14 protein-coding genes are annotated in these 20,418 nt (G+C 57.3%); 1 reads left to right on the forward strand and 13 read right to left on the reverse strand.

Annotation, left to right across the window (positions count from 1 at the left end; genetic code table 11):
- Nucleotides 1–15: 15 nt before the first annotated feature.
- The 5 genes from MARHY_RS10010 to MARHY_RS10030 all read right to left on the reverse strand — a co-directional run bounded on the left by MARHY_RS10010 (nucleotide 16) and on the right by MARHY_RS10030 (nucleotide 10,283).
- The gene (locus tag MARHY_RS10010; protein ID WP_014421708.1) at nucleotides 16–2,754 is read right to left on the reverse strand and encodes a hypothetical protein; all 2,739 of its coding nucleotides are present in this window, start codon (nucleotides 2,752–2,754) and stop codon (nucleotides 16–18) included.
- A 147-nt stretch (nucleotides 2,755–2,901) separates the two neighbouring features.
- On the reverse strand, nucleotides 2,902–4,938 hold the full coding sequence (gene ligA / locus MARHY_RS10015; protein WP_014421709.1) for an NAD-dependent DNA ligase LigA: 2,037 nt from the start codon (nucleotides 4,936–4,938) through the stop codon (nucleotides 2,902–2,904).
- Nucleotides 4,939–4,962: 24 nt separating this feature from the next.
- Nucleotides 4,963–5,979 (reverse strand): cell division protein ZipA, encoded by a 1,017-nt coding sequence (gene zipA / locus MARHY_RS10020; protein WP_014421710.1) that lies wholly within the window; start codon nucleotides 5,977–5,979, stop codon nucleotides 4,963–4,965.
- Between the two features lie 130 nt (nucleotides 5,980–6,109).
- The gene (smc, locus tag MARHY_RS10025) at nucleotides 6,110–9,601 is read right to left on the reverse strand and encodes a chromosome segregation protein SMC (RefSeq protein ID WP_014421711.1); all 3,492 of its coding nucleotides are present in this window, start codon (nucleotides 9,599–9,601) and stop codon (nucleotides 6,110–6,112) included.
- A 1-nt stretch (nucleotide 9,602) separates the two neighbouring features.
- On the reverse strand, nucleotides 9,603–10,283 hold the full coding sequence (locus MARHY_RS10030; protein WP_014421712.1) for a GntR family transcriptional regulator: 681 nt from the start codon (nucleotides 10,281–10,283) through the stop codon (nucleotides 9,603–9,605).
- A gap of 272 nt (nucleotides 10,284–10,555) precedes the next feature.
- Here MARHY_RS10030 and MARHY_RS10035 point away from each other — a divergent pair, with 272 nt between their 5' ends.
- On the forward strand, nucleotides 10,556–11,482 hold the full coding sequence (locus MARHY_RS10035; protein ID WP_022992465.1) for a GGDEF domain-containing protein: 927 nt from the start codon (nucleotides 10,556–10,558) through the stop codon (nucleotides 11,480–11,482).
- Nucleotides 11,483–11,491: 9 nt separating this feature from the next.
- Here MARHY_RS10035 and rluB read toward each other — a convergent pair whose 3' ends face one another.
- The 8 genes from rluB to odhB all read right to left on the reverse strand — a co-directional run bounded on the left by rluB (nucleotide 11,492) and on the right by odhB (nucleotide 20,413).
- A complete protein-coding gene (gene rluB / locus MARHY_RS10040; RefSeq protein ID WP_014421714.1) occupies nucleotides 11,492–12,478 on the reverse strand; it encodes a 23S rRNA pseudouridine(2605) synthase RluB in 987 nt (328 codons plus the stop codon).
- A gap of 41 nt (nucleotides 12,479–12,519) precedes the next feature.
- Entirely contained in the window at nucleotides 12,520–13,185 is a 666-nt protein-coding gene (gene scpB, locus MARHY_RS10045) for an SMC-Scp complex subunit ScpB (protein ID WP_014421715.1), read from the reverse strand.
- A 16-nt stretch (nucleotides 13,186–13,201) separates the two neighbouring features.
- Nucleotides 13,202–14,029: a segregation and condensation protein A gene (locus tag MARHY_RS10050; protein ID WP_011784668.1), complete on the reverse strand. Its 828-nt coding sequence runs from the start codon at nucleotides 14,027–14,029 to the stop codon at nucleotides 13,202–13,204.
- Between the two features lie 37 nt (nucleotides 14,030–14,066).
- Nucleotides 14,067–15,281 (reverse strand): tryptophan--tRNA ligase, encoded by a 1,215-nt coding sequence (locus tag MARHY_RS10055; protein ID WP_011784667.1) that lies wholly within the window; start codon nucleotides 15,279–15,281, stop codon nucleotides 14,067–14,069.
- 195 nt (nucleotides 15,282–15,476) lie between these two features.
- Complete coding sequence (sucD, locus tag MARHY_RS10060) at nucleotides 15,477–16,349, reverse strand: succinate--CoA ligase subunit alpha (RefSeq protein WP_011784666.1); 873 nt, start codon at nucleotides 16,347–16,349, stop codon at nucleotides 15,477–15,479.
- Entirely contained in the window at nucleotides 16,349–17,515 is a 1,167-nt protein-coding gene (sucC, locus tag MARHY_RS10065) for an ADP-forming succinate--CoA ligase subunit beta (protein ID WP_011784665.1), read from the reverse strand. The genes sucD and sucC overlap by 1 nt, the downstream gene beginning before the upstream one ends.
- Before the next feature lie 196 nt (nucleotides 17,516–17,711).
- Nucleotides 17,712–19,154 (reverse strand): dihydrolipoyl dehydrogenase, encoded by a 1,443-nt coding sequence (gene lpdA, locus MARHY_RS10070; RefSeq protein ID WP_011784664.1) that lies wholly within the window; start codon nucleotides 19,152–19,154, stop codon nucleotides 17,712–17,714.
- Nucleotides 19,155–19,189: 35 nt separating this feature from the next.
- Nucleotides 19,190–20,413, reverse strand: a complete 1,224-nt coding sequence (odhB, locus tag MARHY_RS10075; RefSeq protein ID WP_014421717.1) for a 2-oxoglutarate dehydrogenase complex dihydrolipoyllysine-residue succinyltransferase — start codon at nucleotides 20,411–20,413, stop codon at nucleotides 19,190–19,192.
- Nucleotides 20,414–20,418 lie beyond the last annotated feature (5 nt).

A 20,418-nucleotide genomic window follows, 5' to 3' on the forward strand; every position in this document is an offset into this window, starting at 1 on the left:
CTACAACCCGGAGGATTACGGCGTTATCGGTGTCAGTAACTCACCTTCCGGGCTGAAAACAAGCAGCATCCTTTCGCCATTTAGGTTCACCAACGCCACCACTTCATCGTCGCGGTAATTCTCCAGATCGAGAATGTCCAGACCTTCGAATGCCAGTTGCCTACGCCAGTTGCGGAAGGCTACGTCAGATTCGGAGGTATCCACTCTCGCCAGGATACTCTCTGTGCCCGCCACCGGCGCCGCCTGGCCTTCAACAAAGCTCCCGTTGGTGTTGCCCGACACCACAATATCACCGTCAAACCGGACACCACGGGTCAGAAATTCGTTGGATAGATCACCCGCATCATCAACGGTGTACGCGCTCAGAGGTTCGCCTGAAGTATTGAATCCCAAAACAAAGCCGGCCCGATTATCCAGCCGCGTGCGAATAATCTCATCCTCCGCATTTTCGGTACCGGCATCCTCTGGCTGCGCTTCACGGAATCGGTAGCTATAGGGCGCGTCGCCGACCAGCACCACCCCGGCACCACCATACAGACCGTCCCCGAGCGATTCAGAGCTGTCTTCACCCACCTGATACACGGTCGGTGACTCTCCGGTGTTGCCATTGAAGAAATACGGGCCAACATTTCCGAGGCCATCAAGCGTCATTGGCGACGCCCCGAACAGCAGAGCCAGCGAGCCTTGTGAGCTACCACCGACCACGGTCTCATCACCTGATGAGCCAACCTGCCGTGTCCAGGCCAGGGTCGGCTCCAGAGCCCCTGCGTTCTCCGCCGTATCAATGCGGGCCAGGAAACTGTCGGTGCCGCCCTGGTAGGCATCGGTATTCCAGGCACCGCGGGTTTCGCCGCCCACCAACACATAGCCAGTGGTGCCGTTAATGCCCACCCATCGCACCGAATCGTCCGCCGGCGTGCCAATTCTGAAGATATTGTTTCCGATCCAGCTCGGAAGATAGTTCCCCGAAGCACCGTCATAATGAAACAGGGCCGTTACCGCATCAGACCCGCCAACGGGAGCACCCGGTTCTGCCTGGTCAGAGCTGAAAGCAACGGCAATTTCATAACGATTCACACGGTTATTGTTTTCAGTGACCGTTCGTACACCAACGTCCAGGAATACGTCTGAAGGTTGCAGCGTTATCGCCGGGTCTGTCACCTCAACAATCTGCAGCTCCGTACCCGCCTGGTCATAAATGCGGACCTGGACCTGATTGTTCCCGGGAAGGTAACCAGCAACAAACACCCGGCCCTCATGGCCCAGCGACACATCCGTTGCCATAAAGCCATCACTCCAGACCAGCGGTTCAATCAGACGGTTCAGGTTCAACCTCAGCAGTGTTTCAGACTCGCCCCTCGCATATCCGGCCCGGCCAGCCTGGTAATTTACATCGACGCCAATAGGCGCAGCGTTGTCGTCCAACTCATCCTGAAGATTGTTATAAACAAGCGCACGCACACCAAAGGTGATTTCATCCTGCTCCAGCGGGAATACCAGCTCGTCAATTGGGGCATAGGTACCCTGAGCATTCTTCTCAACAATCTCGAAAGTTTCGTCCTCGACAACACCCGTCAGCTCGCCAATTCTTGCCAGCTTGGCTCTGAACAGGGTTTTACGGTCACCCGTGAGAATGGCGCGATACTCACGAGTGGTCTCGGTATTGATCGTATCGCGACTACCGCCATTGACGGTTTCTATGCTGAGTAGCGGCTCGTTATCCTCAATTGAAAGGTTGGCTTTGACCTCAACACTACCATTGCCCAGCGAGGCAATGCCCTGGCGTACTTCGGTCAGAACCATGGTCGCCACTTCTGTTGGCTCGGGAATCAGGTCGTCAACCACTTCAAAGGGAATGTAGCACTCGGTGAGACCGGGCTTCAGTGTCACAACACCGCTGGTTACCGTATTGCCAGTCGTATCATATTCGACGTACTCGAGGGGGTTACCCTCTTTATCAACGGGGTGATTCAGTTCGTCGCTGAGCGCAACGAGGTCTTCGCCGATAATAATCGCACCGGTGTTGGCGCGGCTATATTTGCAGTCCTGATGGGCGGGATCAGTTTCGTCATTGTCACAAGCAGTTGGGTCGAAATCAGAACGTAGCTCAAAGGCGATTTTGACTTCGGTAACCGAGGGTTGATCCAGATTTACTTTTACATACGCGCGCTTGGTTGGGTAGGTGACTGACTCAGTTCCATCCGGCGCGCCCTCATCCGTGAACTTCTGGAGCTCATAAGAATAGGAGCCGGCATCAAGCTCAGGCACCGCACACCGCTCTTCCGACTCGTCTTCGCTCTCCTGGCTTTCACCTTCTTTCAGATTGGCTCCGGCTAAGGTGATAACGTTCCGCTTGACGTCGATATCAAACGGCTGAAAACCCGCCATGCGGCCATCCGTGGTGACTATCTCGATATTCTCGGTCTGGCCAAGATCAGCTTCACCCCGGTTGCCTCCAGATAGCCCAGGCACACCGCGCATGATAATACCCTGACGCGCCTTATTGCTGGTGTCTTCCAGCGCAAGCCAGGATGGCGCATTGGTCAGGGAGTAATCGAGTATGCTTTCACCGCCATAGGCACCCCAGTTGTAGTAATACTCCACCCCCAGATAGGCGGTGGTGGGTGGCGCCCCCAACAACGTGGGCTGGTCAGGATCTTTTTCGGTCTTGCAGCCGGTTGCTGCCAGGGCAATCAAGGCAACACCAAGGAGGCGGCCCGAGGCGGTTGAGCGGGAGAACAAATCGGCGCGCATGCAAAAATCCGTTTCATGACGTTATTGTTATGGCCGTGCCCGGATGCCTGGCATCCGGTTTACACACCGTTACAGATCAACGCCATGGTAGCCAATTTGAATCCGGAGCGATCTGCGCGAGTTCTCAGATTCTTTGGCCAGCAGCCCTCAGACCTCGATACCATGTTTCCGCAGCAGGTCGGCCAGCCCTGCCTCATCCAACACAGGCACCCCCAACTGCTCAGCCTTGGCCAGTTTAGAGCCGGCGGCCTCGCCTGCGACAACGCAGGCGGTTTTTTTGGAGACACTACCAGCAACCTTGGCACCGAGCTGCTCAAGCTTTTCCTTGGCCTGATCCCGTGTCATGCCTGAGAGAGTGCCAGTCAATACCCAGGTCTGACCACTGAGAGGCTGTTCATCGACCGACAGCACATGCTCTTCCTGCCAGGTGACGCCGGCCTTTTTCAGCGCCGCAAGTGTTTCCTGATTATGGGGCTGATCAAAGAAGCTCCGGATATGACCGGCCACAATAGGCCCGACATCAGGCACCGTCTGGAGAGACTCTTCATCCGCTTCGGAAATCGCTTCCAGCGTGCCGAAATGGGCTGCCAGCCCCTTGGCGGTCGCCTCACCCACTTCACGAATACCAAGTGCATAAAGGAACCGCCAAAGCACCGGTTCACGGGAGCGATCGATGGCGGCAGTAAGATTTGCCGCAGATTTGTCGCCCATACGCTCCAGACTGGCGATCTGGAATTTCGTCAGCCGGTAAAGATCCGCCACGGTGCTGACCATACCTTCGTCCACCAACATCTCGATCAGCCGGTCCCCAAGGCCCTCAATATCCATGGCCTTCCGGGAGGCATAATGCCGGATCGCTTCCTTGCGCTGAGCCGGGCAATACAGGCCGCCCGAACACCGCGCAACGGCCTCTCCCTCAATCTGGACAATATCCGAGCCGCAGACCGGGCAGTGCTCGGGCATTTCAACCATCGGCGCCATGGCCGGGCGCTTTTCCGGCACCACCTTCACTACCTGCGGGATAACATCCCCGGCCCGGCGAATGAACACCGTATCGCCGATATGAACGTCCAGGCGTCGGATCTCATCCATATTGTGCAGGGTTGCATTTGACACAGTCACACCGCCGACAAACACCGGCTTCAGGCGGGCTACCGGTGTCACTGCTCCGGTTCGACCCACCTGGAATTCCACATCTTCAATGATCGTCAGCTCTTCCTGGGCCGGAAACTTGTGGGCGATCGCCCAACGCGGGGCGCGGGAAACAAAACCCAGCTCCTGCTGAAGATCGAGACGGTTTACCTTGAACACAATGCCATCGATTTCATAGGGCAAGCTGTCGCGCTTGGCCATCAATTCGTTGTAGGCATCCAGACAGGCTTCCACACCCTCGGCCTTGCGCATTTCCGGATTGATCCGGAACCCCCAGTCCCTGACAAGCTGCAAACTGTCCCAATGAGTTTCAGGCAGTACACTTTCATCAGTTACCGCCATACTGTAGGCACACAGTTCCAACGGGCGCCTGGCGGTTACCGTCGATTTCTTCTGGCGCAGGCTTCCGGCAGCAGCGTTGCGGGGATTTACAAAGGTCTTCTCGCCCTGCTCTGCCAGGCGCTCATTCAGCTTCTCGAAACCGGCACGGGGCATGTACACCTCGCCGCGGACCTCAACAAGATCCGGATATCCCGAGCCACGCAGCTTGAGAGGTACCGACGGAATGGTACGAATATTGGCGGTGATATCTTCGCCGGTATAGCCGTCACCCCGGGTCGCGGCACGGGTTAAGGTGCCGTTTTCGTAGTGCAGGCTGACGGCGAGACCGTCCAGCTTGGGCTCACAGACATACTCAATGGCCCCGTCCTCTCCCAACCGGTCACGAACCCGACGGTCAAAATCCCGTAGCTCGTCCTCACTGAAGGCATTATCCAGCGACAGCATCGGCAGGCGGTGGGTGACTTCCTCGAAACTGGTCTCAGCGCTGCTGCCTACCCGGCGGGTCGGCGAATCCTCTGTCGCCAGTTCCGGGTGTTCGGCTTCCAGCTTCTGCAACTCCCGAAACAACCGATCGTACTCGGCGTCGGGGATCCTGGGGTCGTCCTGAACGTAGTAGTAATAATTGTGGTCTTCGAGGGTAGCGCGCAGAGAGTCCACGCGCTTCCGGATAGTTTCGGGAACGTTGGTCATCGGGTCTGGGGTCCGGACGGGCTGCTAGGCTCGCTGGGAGCGTTGTTTGCGTTCAAACTCACGAATGCGCTGGCGACAGTGCTCAATGGTTTGCGGCGTCATTACGCTTCGGCGCTCATCTTTCAGTTCGCCACCAAGGTTTCGGACTACGCACTGGGCGGTTTCAAGCATAAATTCGAAGGCCTGCAACGCATTGGTGGGCCCCGGCAGGCTCATGAAGAAACTGATACCAGGGGTGCTGAGGCCGGCCATGTCCTGCGGGCGGAAGGTACCCGGCTCCACGGCATTGGCGACACTGAATTGCACAGGCGTGGTAGTGTCCTCGGATTCATGGCGGTGGTAAATGTCCATATCGCCATGCTCCAGGCCGCAGGCCTCAAACAGGCTCTTGAGCTTACTGCCCTGGAACTGCTCGCCGCTGCGGGCCAACACGTTGATCACCAGCACTTCCCTGGCCTCGGGGCGATTGGCTCCGGCCAGGGGCTGATTCTTGCGCGGCTTGTTGGGCGTTCGCCTGGCGGTATCTTCCTCAACTTCGGTGGTAACCACCGGCGGCTCTTCCGCTCTGGGTTCGGGTTCGGCTTTGGCCTTTTCAGGACGGGAGGGCCTGGTTTTCGATCTATCCACCGCCGGTGCCGGAGTGCTGACCGCCTCGCGCTCAACGGGCTCGGATTCTTCTGTTTCCGGTTTCACGACCCTGGGAGGGCTCAGGATGCCGTCATCCTCATCGTCGTCCCGGGCGCTCCAGCCGGATTCCGGGGTTACATCGTCTTCTTGATCAGCACTTACGGGCGCGGACATATCGCGCTTCAGATAGCCCCTGTCTTCCAGTGTCGAGCGGGAAACCGTGCGAGCACCACCGTTTGGCAATTCCGGGTTGAAGTCATCATCCAGCGGGGAATCCTTGAGTTCGTCGGCCCCCATACCGGACGAAATGGCCATGGATTCCTTCCGGGCACGCCGCATACGGCGCACACCGTCAATCACAATTCCAATAATAACCAGGGTACCTATGGCAATTAACCATTCCCTAAGTGACATAATGCTGCTGTCCTGTTTGCAGTTTGGAACGTTGCTACTCTAAGAAAAGCCCGTAATGAATACAACGCACACCGGGCCCAGATGGCGTTATTGTCATGGTTGGCGAGCATTTCACCAACCACTGCGCCTATCAGGCCTCAGCCAGCGCGGCGGCCTCATCCACATCAACAGATACCAGGCGCGAGCAGCCGGGTTCGTGCATGGTGACCCCCATTAACTGATCCGCCATCTCCATGGCGATCTTGTTATGGGTAATGTAGATGAACTGAACCTGTTTCGACATCTCCTTAACCATATTCGCGTAGCGACCCACGTTGGCGTCGTCCAGCGGCGCGTCCACTTCGTCCAGCATACAGAACGGAGCGGGATTGAGCTGGAAAATCGAGAACACAAGCGCGATGGCTGTCAGCGCCTTCTCACCCCCCGACAACAGGTGGATGGTGCTGTTCTTCTTGCCCGGCGGCCTCGCCATGATGGCCACGCCAGTCTCCAGCAAGTCTTCCCCGGTCAACTCGAGATAGGCATTGCCACCACCGAATACTTTCGGGAAAAGGGCCTGCAGGCCGCCATTCACCTGATCAAACGTCTCTTTGAAGCGCTGCCGGGTTTCCCGGTCAATCTTCCGGATAGCATTGTCCAGGGTTTCCAGCGCTTCCATCAGGTCGTTGTGCTGCTCGTCCAGGTAGGTCTTTCGCTCGCTTTGTACCTGATACTCTTCAATGGCCGCGAGGTTAATTGCTCCCAGGCGCTGGATGCGGTTACCGATTTTCTCCAGCTCTTCGGCCCAGACCTTTTCTTCAGCATCCTCTGGCAGCTGTTCGAGCACTTCCTGAAGTTTTACGTTCAGCTCTTTGAGCTGCTCAATATGGTTGCCGGAGCGAATTTCCAGGGCCTGGGATTCCATCTTCAGTTTTTCCAGCCGCGCCCGGATTTCCTGAACCTGATGCTCGGTTCGGCTCCGCCCCTGTTCGCGATCACGAACCTGTCGATCAATCTCTTCCAGGGCATCCCGGGCGGCACTGAGCTTTTCTTCTTCGGCCAGTCGTCGTTCCAGCAACCCTTCAAGTTGCAACTGGAGATCCTCAATAGGCTCCTCGGCACTTTCGCGGGATTCCCTGAGTACATCCAGCCGCTCTTGCAGGCGCTCTTTCTGCATCTGCATCCGGTCGATGGTTTGCTGCAGTCCGTCGCGCTGGCTCTGGAGTGTCTGCAACTGTAGTTGCAGTTGATGAGCGTGATCACGGTCATGCCGGGCTTCCTGGCGCAGGCGGTCCAGTGTTTCCCTCAGAGAATCCCGTTGCTCCAGCAACTGCTCTTTCTCTTCCTCACTATCCTCGCTGGATGCGAGTGCAATATCCCACTCCTCGCGGGCTTCCTGAAGGTTGGCGTTCTGCTCTTCCAACGCCAGGCCCACATCCGCAATGTCTTCCCTGATCCGGGACAGCCGGGCTTCAATCTGCTCTGCCCTGGCTTTCAGACCACTGGCACGTGAGGCCAGAGCCCCAAGCTCCCGCTCAACGTCGCTGTGGCGGGCTTGAGCCTCGTCCCGTTCGGTTTCGGCACGCTCCGCCTTCTCCTGGAGATGCTCGAGTTGCTCGGTTGCCTGCTCCAGCCTGGCTTCTGCTTCCGCCAGCTTTGCCTGCAATTCCGTTACCTTTTTCTGACGCTCAATCACACCAACCTGAGCAGCATCGGAGTCAGGCATCAGCAACCAGTCACGAGAGAGCCAGACACCGTCCCGGGTGATGATGCTCTCGCCAGGCGCCAGACCAGATCGGTTGGCCATGGCTTCAGAAAGGGTATCCGCAGCCTGAACCGAAGAAAGCAGCTGGCTGATCGCCCCGACACCACTGACCTTGGCCGCCAGGCCACGGGTTTCGGAGGCAACGGCACGGTCACTGACCACCGCAAAACCTTTGGGGGCCGATTCCAGCGCCGTAGCCAGTTGATCGAATTCCGGCAATGTCAGGCCCTGAGTGAAGCGGCCAATGACCTGCTCGACGGCAAACTCCCAGCCGTCCTCAATCGACAATTTCGCAGCAAGTCGCGGCGCGTCGGTCAGCCCATGATCGGCCAGCCACGATTGCAGGGCATCGTCGCCTGCACCCATTTGTTCGTCCAGCAGTGCCTGCTGGGACTCCATCGTGGCTTTGAGGCTTTGTACCGTCTGGCGATATTCAGATGAACTCTGTTCGGCGTCGCGCAAAGCCTGTCGGCTCGAATACACCTGATCCTGCAGTTGCTGAATACGCTCCGCGGTTTCTTCCCTTTTCAGTTCCAGGGTTTCCTGTTCTTCCAGAAGCTGCTCGAGCTCCGAGCGATCCAATTGTCCGTCCAGCAGCGCCTGCTCATCGCGCAATTTCTGTTGTCGGGTTTTCAGCTGTTCGATGGCGTCTTCAAGAGAGCGAATTCGGGATTGCGCCAGTTCGGCCTGCCGGCGGGCATCCGATGAACGGGTACTGAACTCATCCCAGCGGTGCTGCCAGTCACTCATGGCCTCTTCTGCCTGCTGGAGCTTCTCGGCCGACTCCTCTGAACGTACCGCCAATGCCTCCTGCTCAGGCTCGATCATGTCGAGCTCTTCCCGGAGCGTGGCCAGCTTTTCTTCATCCTGTTCCAGTTCGCGGCCTAATTCGCGCTCGTTGGCCATGGCCTGATCCAGCTCTGCCGCAGTCTGTCGGCTGCGCTCGCGCTGGTGCTCCAGACTTTGCTCAATACGGGCAATGTCGGCCCCGGCCTCATAGTACCGGGCCTGAGCCCGGTTAAAGTGCTCGGTCCGTTCATGGTGGTCTTCCCGGAGCGATTCCAGCGAAGTTTCGAGGTTCACCCTTTCGGTCAGGAACTTCTCAAGTTCCAGCTCGGTATCGCGGATTTTTCCGCGCCAGGTCTGAAGATCGTCATCAAGGGCTTTCCAGCGCAACACCGTTAGCTCGGCTTTCTTTTCGCGCTCTTCCTGTTTATAGGCTTTGTATTTTTCCGCGGCTGCAGCCTGACGTTCCAGGTGCTGCAGTTGACGTCCAAGCTCTTCGCGGAGGTCTGTCAGCCGCTCCAGGTTCTCCTGGGTGCGGCGAATACGGTTCTCCGTTTCCCGCCTCCGTTCCTTGTACTTGGAAATGCCCGCAGCTTCCTCGATGTATACCCGCAATTCTTCGGGTTTCGCTTCAATCAGCCGGGAAATCATGCCCTGCTCGATAATGGCGTAACTGCGCGGCCCGAGACCGGTGCCAAGGAACAGATCGGTAATGTCACGACGACGGCATTTGGAGCCATTCAGGAAATACTCGGATTGCCCTTCCCGGGATACCCGGCGTTTTACCGAAATCTCGTTGAACTTCACAAACTCGCCGGGCGCCGATCCGTCACTGTTGTCAAAAACAAGTTCAATCGACGCCTGTCCCACCGGCTTGCGGGCACTGGAACCGTTGAAGATAACGTCGGTCATCGATTCGCCACGCAGGTACTTCGCGGAACTTTCACCCATTACCCAGCGAACGGCATCGATAATATTGGACTTGCCACAGCCGTTAGGGCCCACCACCGCGGTCATGTTGGAGGGGAAAGGCACCGTAGTGGGATCAACGAAGGATTTGAATCCCGCGAGCTTGATGGACTTCAGCCGCATATCAGGCGGTCTCCTCCGTGAGAATACTCAGAACCTGGTGGCGCTGATGCTCGCCAAAGTCCTGAATAACCCGTTGCAGACGCTCGGAATCACCCTCAACGGCAGCATCGGCCAGACGACGGAAGAAGGTACCGGTTTCTGCGATCTCACTCCGGAAATGATCCAGCGCCACGTAATAGGTCCGGCTGATGGCGGGACGGAAGTTTTCCAGGGTTTCCTCAAGAAAGGGATTCTCGACCAGGCGGTAGGCATACTGCATGACCCCGAACCCCGCTTCAATGACCCGCTCAGCGGCATCGGGCGCATTGGAGTTGAGGGCATCAATAACCGCCTGCATTTCATTAACCTGACCCATCACACCGCCGAGCTGTTCACCTGGCCAACGCTCCAGCACCTTGCGAGCCAACATGCACAGCAGATCAATGTAAATATCGTAAAGGGCATTCACCGAGTCTATCGTCAGCTCCGACACCACCGCCCCGCGCCGGGGATAGATCTCAACCAGATGACGCCGCTCGAGAATCAGCAGAGCCTCACGCACGGAGCCGCGGCTGACATTCAGATCGCCGGAGACCTTGAGCTCCTGAATTCGCTCTCCCGGCTTGAGATCGCGAACAACAATGCGCTGCCCCAGATGCTGGGCAATCTGTTCGGATAGGCTTTCCGGTGCCTGAAATCTCATAAATCGACAGCTCACTTGGTACATTCAAGCGCAGGAGTTTATCACAGGCTTTTGGCAGCCCCACCCCTTTGTCCGACATTTCGATTGCACGTCTTCAGAACCGGCAACCCGCTGCCGGAATTTTGACAACCAGGCAAATATTATCTGCCAGTTTATGGAATCGACTTTAAAAAGAGACATTTCCCTGTTGTTTTTATTGGTTTTTTATCTTATGGCATTTTTTCTGCTTATTGGTACAGCAAATCACTTTGTCACCAGCAGAGCGTCCTACTGTGAAAAACCTGACATCGATCCGGCCAAACACTTCCCGCCCCGCGCGGCTTGCGGCTTTGAAGCAGTCGTTTCAGGACTGGAACAACACCTCCGATGTCATGGCCCGGCTGGCCAGACGCCTGAGCACCACTCTCTCCCTCGAGGCGCAACTGTCGATTCTGGCGGAGGAGATGACAGACATGGTGCCTTTCGACTCACTCAATTACAGGCACCGCATCGCCCGTCAGGACTTCGTTTTTTCCACTGGCATGGGTGGCCCCCATCGCTGCGAGTACCGTCTCTCTCTGGAAGGTCACCAGTATGGCACTCTGACGTTACACCGTCGCCAGCGATTCAGCGAAGAGGAACTGACGGGTATCGAGATGATGCTCTCCGGTGCGATCTGCCATATTCGCAATGCCTGCCAGTTCATTGCCATCGAACAGACCGCACTGACGGATTCCCTGACAGGCATTGGCAACAAACGGGCACTGGATGAGGCGCTCCAGCGCGCCAGCGCCATGGCGGACAGACATGGCGCCCCCTGGAGCCTGATCCTGTGCGATCTGGATCACTTCAAACTGATTAACGACAACCACGGCCACGTGGTTGGCGACCACATTCTCGCTCGCACCGCAGAAAAGCTTGAGCAGGCCCTGCGTAATTCCGACACGGTCTATCGCTTTGGTGGCGAGGAGTTTGCCATTCTCCTGCCTCACACCAACGAGCAGGAAGCCCGTGACGTAGCAGATCGAATTCGGGCTGCCATTGAAAGCATTCGAGTGGACGGCGGTGAAACACCTCTGACGGTTACCGCCAGTTGCGGTGTGGCGATGCACCTGACGGATGAACAGCCCGAGCAATGGCTTGCCCGGGCCGACGAAGCACTCTACCGGGCCAAGGCGGCCGGCAGAAACTGCACGCGGGTATTCGCAAGTATTTCCTGAAGAGAGTCCTCAGCGTGCGGGCTTTCTGCCCTTGCCTGCAGATGGCTTCCCGCGGGATTCTGACCGGGCTTTTGACGGCGCACCATCGGCGACTTGCCAGCTTCCACCTTTACGCGTCCGTTGCAGTGATTTACCAGGACTCTTGCGGCGCTTGCGATCATGGGCAGCCTGCTCTCCCGGAGTTTTCTGGGGTACAGCAACGCTGCCGAGCCCCACGGCACGGCTCAGCGCATCAACACCCTTCTGATCCAGCTCTTCCCAACGGCCCATGGTCAACCGGCTGGGCAGGAAGATCGGTCCATACCGTACCCGCTTGAGACGGCTCACCCGAACGCCCTGAGATTCCCAAAGGCGACGCACCTCCCGGTTACGACCTTCCAGCAAGGTTACGTGGAACCACTGGTTCATACCTTTGCCACCCGCCGGGCTGATATCTGTAAACTTGGCCATGCCGTCTTCAAGCAGCACACCTTCCTTCAGGCGCTCAATCATGGCGTCATCCACTTCACCGAATACCCGAACCGCGTATTCCCGGTCAATCTGACTGGAGGGATGCATCAAGCGATTCGCCAACTCACCGTCGGTGGTAAACAACACCAGACCGGTAGTGTTGATATCCAGACGCCCAATGGAGATCCAGCGCTGGTCCTTGAGCCGCGGCAGGCGGTCAAACACCGTGGGCCGCCCTTCCGGGTCTTTCCGGCTGGTTACTTCGCCCTCTGGCTTGTTGTAAATCAGCACCCGACGCACAACTTCGGCAGCTGAACTCACGTCCAGCAGCTTGCCATCAAGCTCAAAACGATCAGAAGTGGAAGCCTTCTGGCCAGGCTGAACCGGAACACCATTGACCAGCAGTCGACCGGCCTCTATCCAGCCTTCCACTTCCCGCCGGGAGCCAACGCCGGCGCGAGCAAGCAGCTTCTGCACCCGCTCCGGACCTGCACTTAGAGACTGATCGCTACGGGCTGTTTTGTTTTCGGGGCCTTTTGCCGCCATAAGGGTAAATATCCTTGATATACGGGGCTGAAACCTGGGTTTCAGTGAAGTGTCTGATCCGGTTCAGGCGCCTGGGACTCCGCGTCGGAGTCCGGACTGGCACCGGAACCATCAGGAGAGTCGAATTTGATCTCTCCCTGCATGTTCTGCTCTATTTCCCGACCGATCTCCTCAAGGTCACGTACCTCAGAAAGCGGAGGCAGTTCATCCAGCCCGGTCAGGTTGAAATAATCGAGGAACTGGCGTGTGGTGGCATACATGGCAGGCCGCCCAGGGACATCCCGATGACCGACCACGCGCACCCACTCTCGCTCAAGCAGTGTTCGAATGATATTGCTGCTTACCGTAACCCCACGAATATCCTCGATCTCGCCACGGGTGATGGGTTGACGATAGGCAATCAGGGCCAGAGTTTCCAGAAGCGCCCGGGAATAACGCTGGGGCTTTTCCTCATACAGTCGACCAACCCATGGCGCAAACTCTTCCCTGACCTGCAATCGGTACCCGCTGGCAACCTTGCGAAGCTCAAAGCCGCGACCTTCGCAGGATTGCTCCAGCATCATCAGCGCATGCTCCATCACCTGCCTGGCCGGGCGCTCATCTTCGCCAAACAGCTCGCGCAGCTGCTCCAGAGACAACGGCTTGCCGGCCGCCAACAGTGCCGCCTCAGCAATAGCCTGAATACGGGCCAGATGTTCTTCGTTCATAGTGTCACTCGATCCTTCAGCTTGCCGCCCGCGCCCTGACATGAATGGGGCCGAGCACTTCCGCCTGAACGATTTCAATCAGCTGTTCTTTCACCAGTTCCAGTGTGGCAAGAAAGGTCACCACCACGCCAAGCCGGCCCTCTTCAAGGGTAAACAGGCTCTCGAATGTTACGAACCGGTCGCCCTGCAGCACAGAGAGAATGTGGGACATCCGCTCCCTTGTCGATAACCGCTCTTTCTCGACATGGTGGCTGGTAAACAGATCCGCCCTCTGCAAAACACCCTGCAACGCCAGCAACAGCTCCTTCATATCAACGTCCGGATGGGGTTGCGATGACGGAAGCTTGGGTAAAGCAGCGGAAGCCGGATAGGTATCCCGTTCCATGCGCGGGATTTCATCGATATCCTCCGCAGCCTTCTTGAAGCGTTCGTACTGCTGCAGCCGGCGAATCAGCTCTGCCCGGGGGTCAATATCGTCTTCATCGTCACTCTCCTGGCGGGGTAGCAACATACGGGATTTAATCTCCGCCAGGGTCGCAGCCATCACCAGGTACTCGGCTGCCAGCTCAAACCGCATCGCTTCCACCGCACCAATGTAATCCATGTACTGGCGTGTGATTTCACTGACATCAATATCGAGGATATTCATGTTCTGGCGGCGAATGAGGTAGAGCAGCAAATCCAGCGGCCCCTCAAAGGCCTCCAGAAAAACCGCGAGGGCATCCGGCGGAATATAAAGATCCTTGGGGATATCCACCAGGGGTTTGCCGGATACGAGCGCCAGCGGCACCTGTTCCGGTGTCGTTGCCTGCGCTTCTTCCGGCTCCCTGGTGTCTTCGGTCATGCCTTTGCCAGCCTTTGACGTTATTGGCGGTCAGGAATCAGCGGTAGCTGAGCCCCATCGCTGCACGGACTTCTTCCAGGGTATCACGGGCGGCATCGCGCGCATGCTCTCGCCCTTCCTGCAGAATGGAATGCACCAGATCCGGATTGCTCTCGTATTCCCGGGCACGCTCATGCAACGGCTTCTGTTCCTCGATGATGGCATCGATCAGCGGCTTTTTGCAGTCCAGGCAGCCAATACCGGCGCTGCGGCAGCCTTCCTGTACCCACTGGCAGGTCTGCTCGTCCGAGTAGACTTTGTGCATACCCCAGACCGGGCACTTCTCCGGCTCGCCCGGGTCTGTCCGTCGCACCCGCTGCGGGTCGGTTTGCATGGTCCGGATCTTTTGCGCAACACTGTCCGGATCTTCACGCAAGCCAATGTAATTGTTGTAGGACTTGGACATCTTCTGTCCGTCCAGCCCCGGCATCTTGGATTCCGGCGTCAGCAACGGCTGCGGCTCCGGCAGTATCACCTTGCCTCCGCCTTCAATGAAACCGTATAACCGCTCGCGGTCACCCAGCGAAATGTTCTGCTGTTCTTTCAGCAGGGCCCGTGCGGTCTCAAGCGCCTCAAAATCGCCTTCTTCCTGATACCGTTTTTTCAGGTTGCGATAGAGTTTCGCGTTCTTTTTGCCCATCTTGACGATAGCGGCCTCGGCCTGCTCTTCAAAACCGGGCTCGCGACCATAGATGTGGTTAAACCGGCGGGCGATTTCACGGGTAATCTCAACGTGGGATACCTGATCAGCACCAACCGGCACCTTGCCGGCACGATACATCAGGATATCCGCAGTCTGGAGCAACGGGTAACCGAGGAAGCCGTAGGTGGCCAGATCCTTTTCCCGCAGCTTTTCCTGCTGATCCTTGTAGGTAGGAATACGTTCCAGCCAGCCCAGGGGCGTGATCATAGACAACAACAGGTGCAGCTCGGCGTGTTCCGGAACCTGGGACTGGATAAACATGGTGGACGAGCCCGGATTAACTCCGGCCGCCAGCCAGTCGATGACCATATCCCATACGCTTTGCTCAATGCCTGAGGGATCATCGTATTGCGTGGTCAGGGCGTGCCAGTCCGCCACAAAGAAGAAGCACTCATACTCGTGCTGGAGCTTGACCCAGTTTTTCAGCACACCATGGTAGTGGCCGAGGTGCAGCTTGCCGGTCGGACGCATGCCGGACAACACTCTTTGCTGGGAATCGACAGAACTCAAAGCACGAACTCCTTCTTTCTGTTTATAGAGCGCCGGAGATCAGCGCCTAAACCGGCCGCTGAAATCAGGCTGACCGGGCATTATAGTCTTTACACTCGCCGGCGTTAAGCAATGCGGCACAAAACCGGAGCCCTATAACGCAAAACCCCCGGAATTCTCGCGAATCCGAGGGTTTTGGTGAAGCTCAGGGCTGCTTTACCAGCCAGTCACTTCCTTCAGGGCCTTGCCGATTTCGGCCAGGCTGCGCACGGTTTTAACACCGGCGTCTTCCAGGGCAGCAAACTTCTCGTCCGCCGTACCCTTACCACCAGAGATGATGGCGCCAGCATGGCCCATACGCTTGCCCGGAGGTGCAGTGACACCGGCAATGTAGGAAACCACCGGCTTGGTGACGTTCTCTTTGATGAACGCAGCCGCTTCTTCCTCAGCGGTACCACCGATCTCACCAATCATGACGATGGCTTCGGTTTCCGGATCTTCCTGCAGCAGCTTCAGAATGTCGATGAAGTTGGAGCCAGGAATCGGGTCGCCACCGATACCGATACAGGTGGACTGACCGTAGCCGAAGTCCGTGGTCTGCTTGACCGCTTCGTAGGTCAGGGTGCCGGAACGGGACACGATACCAACCTTACCCTTCTTGTGGATATGGCCAGGCATGATACCGATCTTGCACTCGTCCGGAGTGATCACGCCCGGGCAGTTCGGGCCGATCATGCGAACGCCTTTACGATCAACGTATTCTTTGGCGTACAGCATGTCGATGGTCGGAATACCTTCAGTGATACAAACGATCAGCTGAATACCAGCGTCGGCCGCTTCGATGATGGCGTCTTTACAGAACGGAGCCGGAACGTAAATGACGGTCGCTTCAGCGCCGGTCTTTTCTACCGCTTCACGTACGGTGTTGAACACCGGCAGACCCAGATGCTCAGTGCCGCCCTTACCGGGGCTGACACCACCTACCATCTTGGTGCCATAAGCGATGGCCTGCTCAGAGTGGAAGGTACCCTGTGCGCCGGTAAAGCCCTGGCAGATAACCTTGGTGTCTTTGTTGATCAGGATGCTCATTATTTACCCCCTGCGGCTTTAACGACTTGCTCTGCGGCGTCCGCCAGGCTGGTGGCGGCGATGATGTTCAGGCCACTTTCGGCGAGTACCTTGGTACCCAGCTCCGCGTTGTTGCCTTCCAGACGAACCACAACAGGCACTTTAACGCCGACTTCTTTAACCGCACCGATGATGCCCTCTGCGATCATGTCGCAGCGAACAATACCACCGAAGATGTTAACCAGAACGGCCTGTACCGCGTCGTCAGACAGGATGATCTTGAACGCTTCGGATACGCGCTCTTTGGTTGCGCCGCCGCCTACGTCCAGGAAGTTGGCAGGCTGGCCACCGGACAGCTTGATGATGTCCATGGTGCCCATGGCCAGGCCAGCACCGTTAACCATGCAGCCGATGTTGCCTTCCAGCGCAACATAGTTGAGCTCCCACTTGGCCGCTTCCGCTTCCCGGGAGTCTTCCTGGGAGGGATCGTGCATCTCGTGGATTTTCTTCTGACGGTACAGTGCGTTGCCGTCTACACCTACTTTGGCGTCGAGGCAGTGCAGGTCACCAGCCGGGGTGATCACCAGCGGGTTGATCTCAACCAGAGCCAGGTCGCACTCTTCAAACAGTTTGGCCAGGCCCAGGAAAATCTTGGTGAACTGACCGATCTGCTTGCCTTCCAGGCCAAGCTTGAATGCCAGTTCACGACCCTGGTACGGCTGCGCGCCGACCAGCGGATCAATTTCGGCTTTCAGGATCTTTTCCGGAGTTTCTTCGGCAACCTTCTCGATTTCCACGCCACCTTCAGTGGAGGCCATGAAAACGATACGACGGGAACCACGGTCTACCACAGCGCCCAGATAAAGTTCCTGATCGATGTCGGTGAGGGATTCAACCAGAATCTTGCTGACTGGCTGGCCGTTTTCGTCGGTCTGGTAGGTAACCAGGTTCTTACCCAGCCACTTTTCGGCGAATTCACGGATCTCTTCTTTGCTCTTGACCAGCTTTACACCGCCGGCCTTGCCGCGACCACCGGCGTGAACCTGGGCTTTCACTACCCAGCCGTCACCGCCGATTTCGTCTGCCGCTGCTACGGCTTCCTTGGGAGTATCGCAGGCAATGCCTTTGGATACGGGCAGGCCGTACTCAGCGAACAGCTGCTTGCCCTGATATTCGTGCAAATTCATAGTTAATGTCCCGTCTATTGATGGAGGATAACCACGTACGGAAATGAACCCGTCAGTGCACCGCCATTGGTGCAGCTGGAACGAATTCGTTCTGGCAGGCCAGGGATCGCCTCGGCCTGCCGGTCACGCATGCGAAAAGCCGCCGTTATGATGGCAGCGGGGCGCCCCAGTTGGCGCCCCGTATTCCGACAATGCGTTACTTCTTCTTGCGACGGTTGGCGACGTGAATCGCACCGCCAGCAACGGCCAGGGCCGCTTCGTGCACAGACTCGGACAGAGTCGGGTGCGCGAAACAGGTCAGAGCCAGATCTTCTGCACTGGAACCGAATTCCATGGCGATCACGCCCTGGGCAACGATTTCAGACGCCTGCGGACCCACCACGTGGAAGCCAAGAATACGGTCGGTCTTCGCATCTGCGATGATCTTGACCATACCGGAAGCGGCATTGGCAGCCATGGCACGACCATTCGCCGCAAACGGGAAGGTTCCCACGTTGTATTCTTCGCCTTCAGCTTTCAGCTGCTCTTCGGTCTTGCCGACCCAGGCAACCTCAGGGAAGGTATAGATGACATTCGGGATGCAGTCGTAATTGACTTGGGGCTTATGCCCGGCAATACGCTCAGCAACCATCACGCCCTCTTCAGACGCTTTGTGGGCCAGCATTGGACCACGAACCACATCACCGATGGCCCAGACACCCGGTGCTTCGGTCTTGCAGTTGTCGTCTACGAAAATAAAGCCCCGCTCATCCATGGTCACGCCGGAGTCTTCAGCCAGTGCACCATCGGTGTACGGACGACGGCCAACAGCCACGATCAGCTTGTCAAACTTGGCGTCTTGCTTACCCTTGGAGTCTTCGTAGCTGACGTTAACCAGCTTGCGCTTGACTTCCGCGCCAGTCATGCGGGCGCCCATCACGATGTTCAGGCCCTGCTTCTGGAACTGCTTCAACGCATCCTTGGCACACTGCTGGTCAACCGCCGGCAGGAAACTGTCCTGCGCTTCGATCACGGTTACTTCTGAACCCAGTCGGGCCCAGACGCTACCCAGCTCCAGACCAATAACACCGGCACCGATCACACCAAGACGCTTGGGAACTTCGGTAAACTCCAGCGCACCCTCGGAATCGACGATGTACTCACCGTCGAACGGCGCCGGCGGAATCTCGATCGGCCGGGAACCGGTGGCGATGATCACGTTGTCGGCTTCGTAGGTCTTGGTTTTGCCATCCTTGTCGGTGACTTCCACCTTACGACCGGCCAACAGCTTGCCGTGGCCGTGGATCGAGGTGACGCCATTGGCCTTGAACAGGCCAGCAATGCCACCGGTCAGCTGCTTAACGATACCAGCCTTGCGCTCCATCATCTTGGCAACGTCGATTTTCACGTCCTTGGCCAGGATGCCCATGGAATCGTAATCGTGGCTGGCTTCTTCAAACTTGTGAGTCACTTCCAGCAGGGCCTTGGACGGGATACAGCCTACGTTCAGACAGGTGCCACCGAGCACCTGGCTCTTGCCGTCTTTACCAGTCCAGGACTCAACACAGGCGGTCTTAAGACCCAACTGAGCGGCTTTAATGGCAGCAACGTAACCACCGGGGCCTGCACCAATGACAATAACGTCGAACTTATCGGACATAATCTTTCCTGTTATCGAATTCGTTGAGTGTCAGATTACACATCCAGCAGGATACGTGCCGGGTCTTCCAGCATTTCCTTGATGGCCACCAGGAACTGCACCGCTTCCTTGCCATCGATCATACGGTGATCGTATGACAGCGCCAGGTACATCATCGGCAGAATCTCAACCTTGCCATTTACCGCCATCGGGCGCTCCTGGATCTTGTGCATACCCAGAATGGCAGTCTGGGGCGGATTCAGGATCGGCGTGGAAATCAGAGACCCGAAAATACCACCGTTGGTGATGGTGAAGGTGCCACCGGTCATATCTTCAATGGCCAGTTTGCCTTCCTTCGCCTTGGTACCGTACTCGACGATCTTCTTCTCGATGTCGGCCAGACCCATAGCGTCGGTATCACGCAGAACCGGTACCACCAGGCCACGGTCGGTGGATACCGCCACACCTACGTCCTGGTAACCGTGGTACACCATGTCGTTGCCATCAATGGAGGCGTTTACTGCCGGGAAGCGCTTCAAAGCTTCGGTAGCCGCTTTGGTGAAAAACGACATGAAGCCCAGCTTGATGCCGTGGCGCTTCACGAAGCTGTCCTGGTACTGCTTGCGCAGTTCCATGATCGGCGCCATGTTCACCTCGTTAAAGGTGGTCAGCATGGCTGCTGTCTGCTGGGCATCAACCAGACGCTTGGCGATGCTGGCACGCAGGCGGGTCATCGGAACCCGCTTCTCTGCGCGCTCGCCCTGGGCAACGTTCACCTCAGGCATCGCTGCCGGCTTGGAGGCAGCCGCTCCACCGGAAGACTTGTTGCTGTCCACGTAGTTCTGAACGTCTTCCTTGGTAACACGGCCGTCTTTACCGGTGCCCTTTACCGCGCTCGGGTCCACGTTGTTTTCCTCGGCCAGCTTGCGGGCAGCCGGGCTCAGAATGGCATCACCGGAAGCAGCTTCGGATTTCTCTTCGGCTTTCGGTGCTTCGGCTTTCGCTTCGGACTTGCTCTCGGCTGGCTTGGATTCACCTGCCGCGCCTTCTTTGAACTTGCCGATCACCTCACCGCTTTCCACGGTGTCGCCTTCGTTCTTGAGAACTTCTTCGATCACACCATCCGCCGGCGCAACCACTTCGAGCACAACCTTGTCGGTTTCGATATCGACAATCAGCTCGTCACGGGAACAGGCCTCACCCGGCTGCTTGTGCCAGGTCGCGACGGTGCCTTCGGCAACCGACTCAGGGAAAACGGGGGCTTTAATCTCTGTTGACATTACGG

This window comes from Marinobacter nauticus ATCC 49840 (assembly GCF_000284615.1).
GTDB lineage: Bacteria > Pseudomonadota > Gammaproteobacteria > Pseudomonadales > Oleiphilaceae > Marinobacter > Marinobacter nauticus.

Bases quoted from the DNA above. Each gene is read 5' to 3' on its own strand.
- MARHY_RS10010 (WP_014421708.1), bottom strand. From the start codon at position 2,754: ATGCGCGCCGATTTGTTCTCCCGCTCAACCGCCTCGGGCCGCCTCCTT.
- ligA (WP_014421709.1), bottom strand. From the start codon at position 4,938: ATGACCAACGTTCCCGAAACTATCCGGAAGCGCGTGGACTCTCTGCGC.
- zipA (WP_014421710.1), bottom strand. From the start codon at position 5,979: ATGTCACTTAGGGAATGGTTAATTGCCATAGGTACCCTGGTTATTATT.
- smc (WP_014421711.1), bottom strand. From the start codon at position 9,601: ATGCGGCTGAAGTCCATCAAGCTCGCGGGATTCAAATCCTTCGTTGAT.
- MARHY_RS10030 (WP_014421712.1), bottom strand. From the start codon at position 10,283: ATGAGATTTCAGGCACCGGAAAGCCTATCCGAACAGATTGCCCAGCAT.
- rluB (WP_014421714.1), bottom strand. From the start codon at position 12,478: ATGGCGGCAAAAGGCCCCGAAAACAAAACAGCCCGTAGCGATCAGTCT.
- scpB (WP_014421715.1), bottom strand. From the start codon at position 13,185: ATGAACGAAGAACATCTGGCCCGTATTCAGGCTATTGCTGAGGCGGCA.
- MARHY_RS10050 (WP_011784668.1), bottom strand. From the start codon at position 14,029: ATGACCGAAGACACCAGGGAGCCGGAAGAAGCGCAGGCAACGACACCG.
- sucD (WP_011784666.1), bottom strand. From the start codon at position 16,349: ATGAGCATCCTGATCAACAAAGACACCAAGGTTATCTGCCAGGGCTTT.
- sucC (WP_011784665.1), bottom strand. From the start codon at position 17,515: ATGAATTTGCACGAATATCAGGGCAAGCAGCTGTTCGCTGAGTACGGC.
- lpdA (WP_011784664.1), bottom strand. From the start codon at position 19,154: ATGTCCGATAAGTTCGACGTTATTGTCATTGGTGCAGGCCCCGGTGGT.
- odhB (WP_014421717.1), bottom strand. From the start codon at position 20,413: ATGTCAACAGAGATTAAAGCCCCCGTTTTCCCTGAGTCGGTTGCCGAA.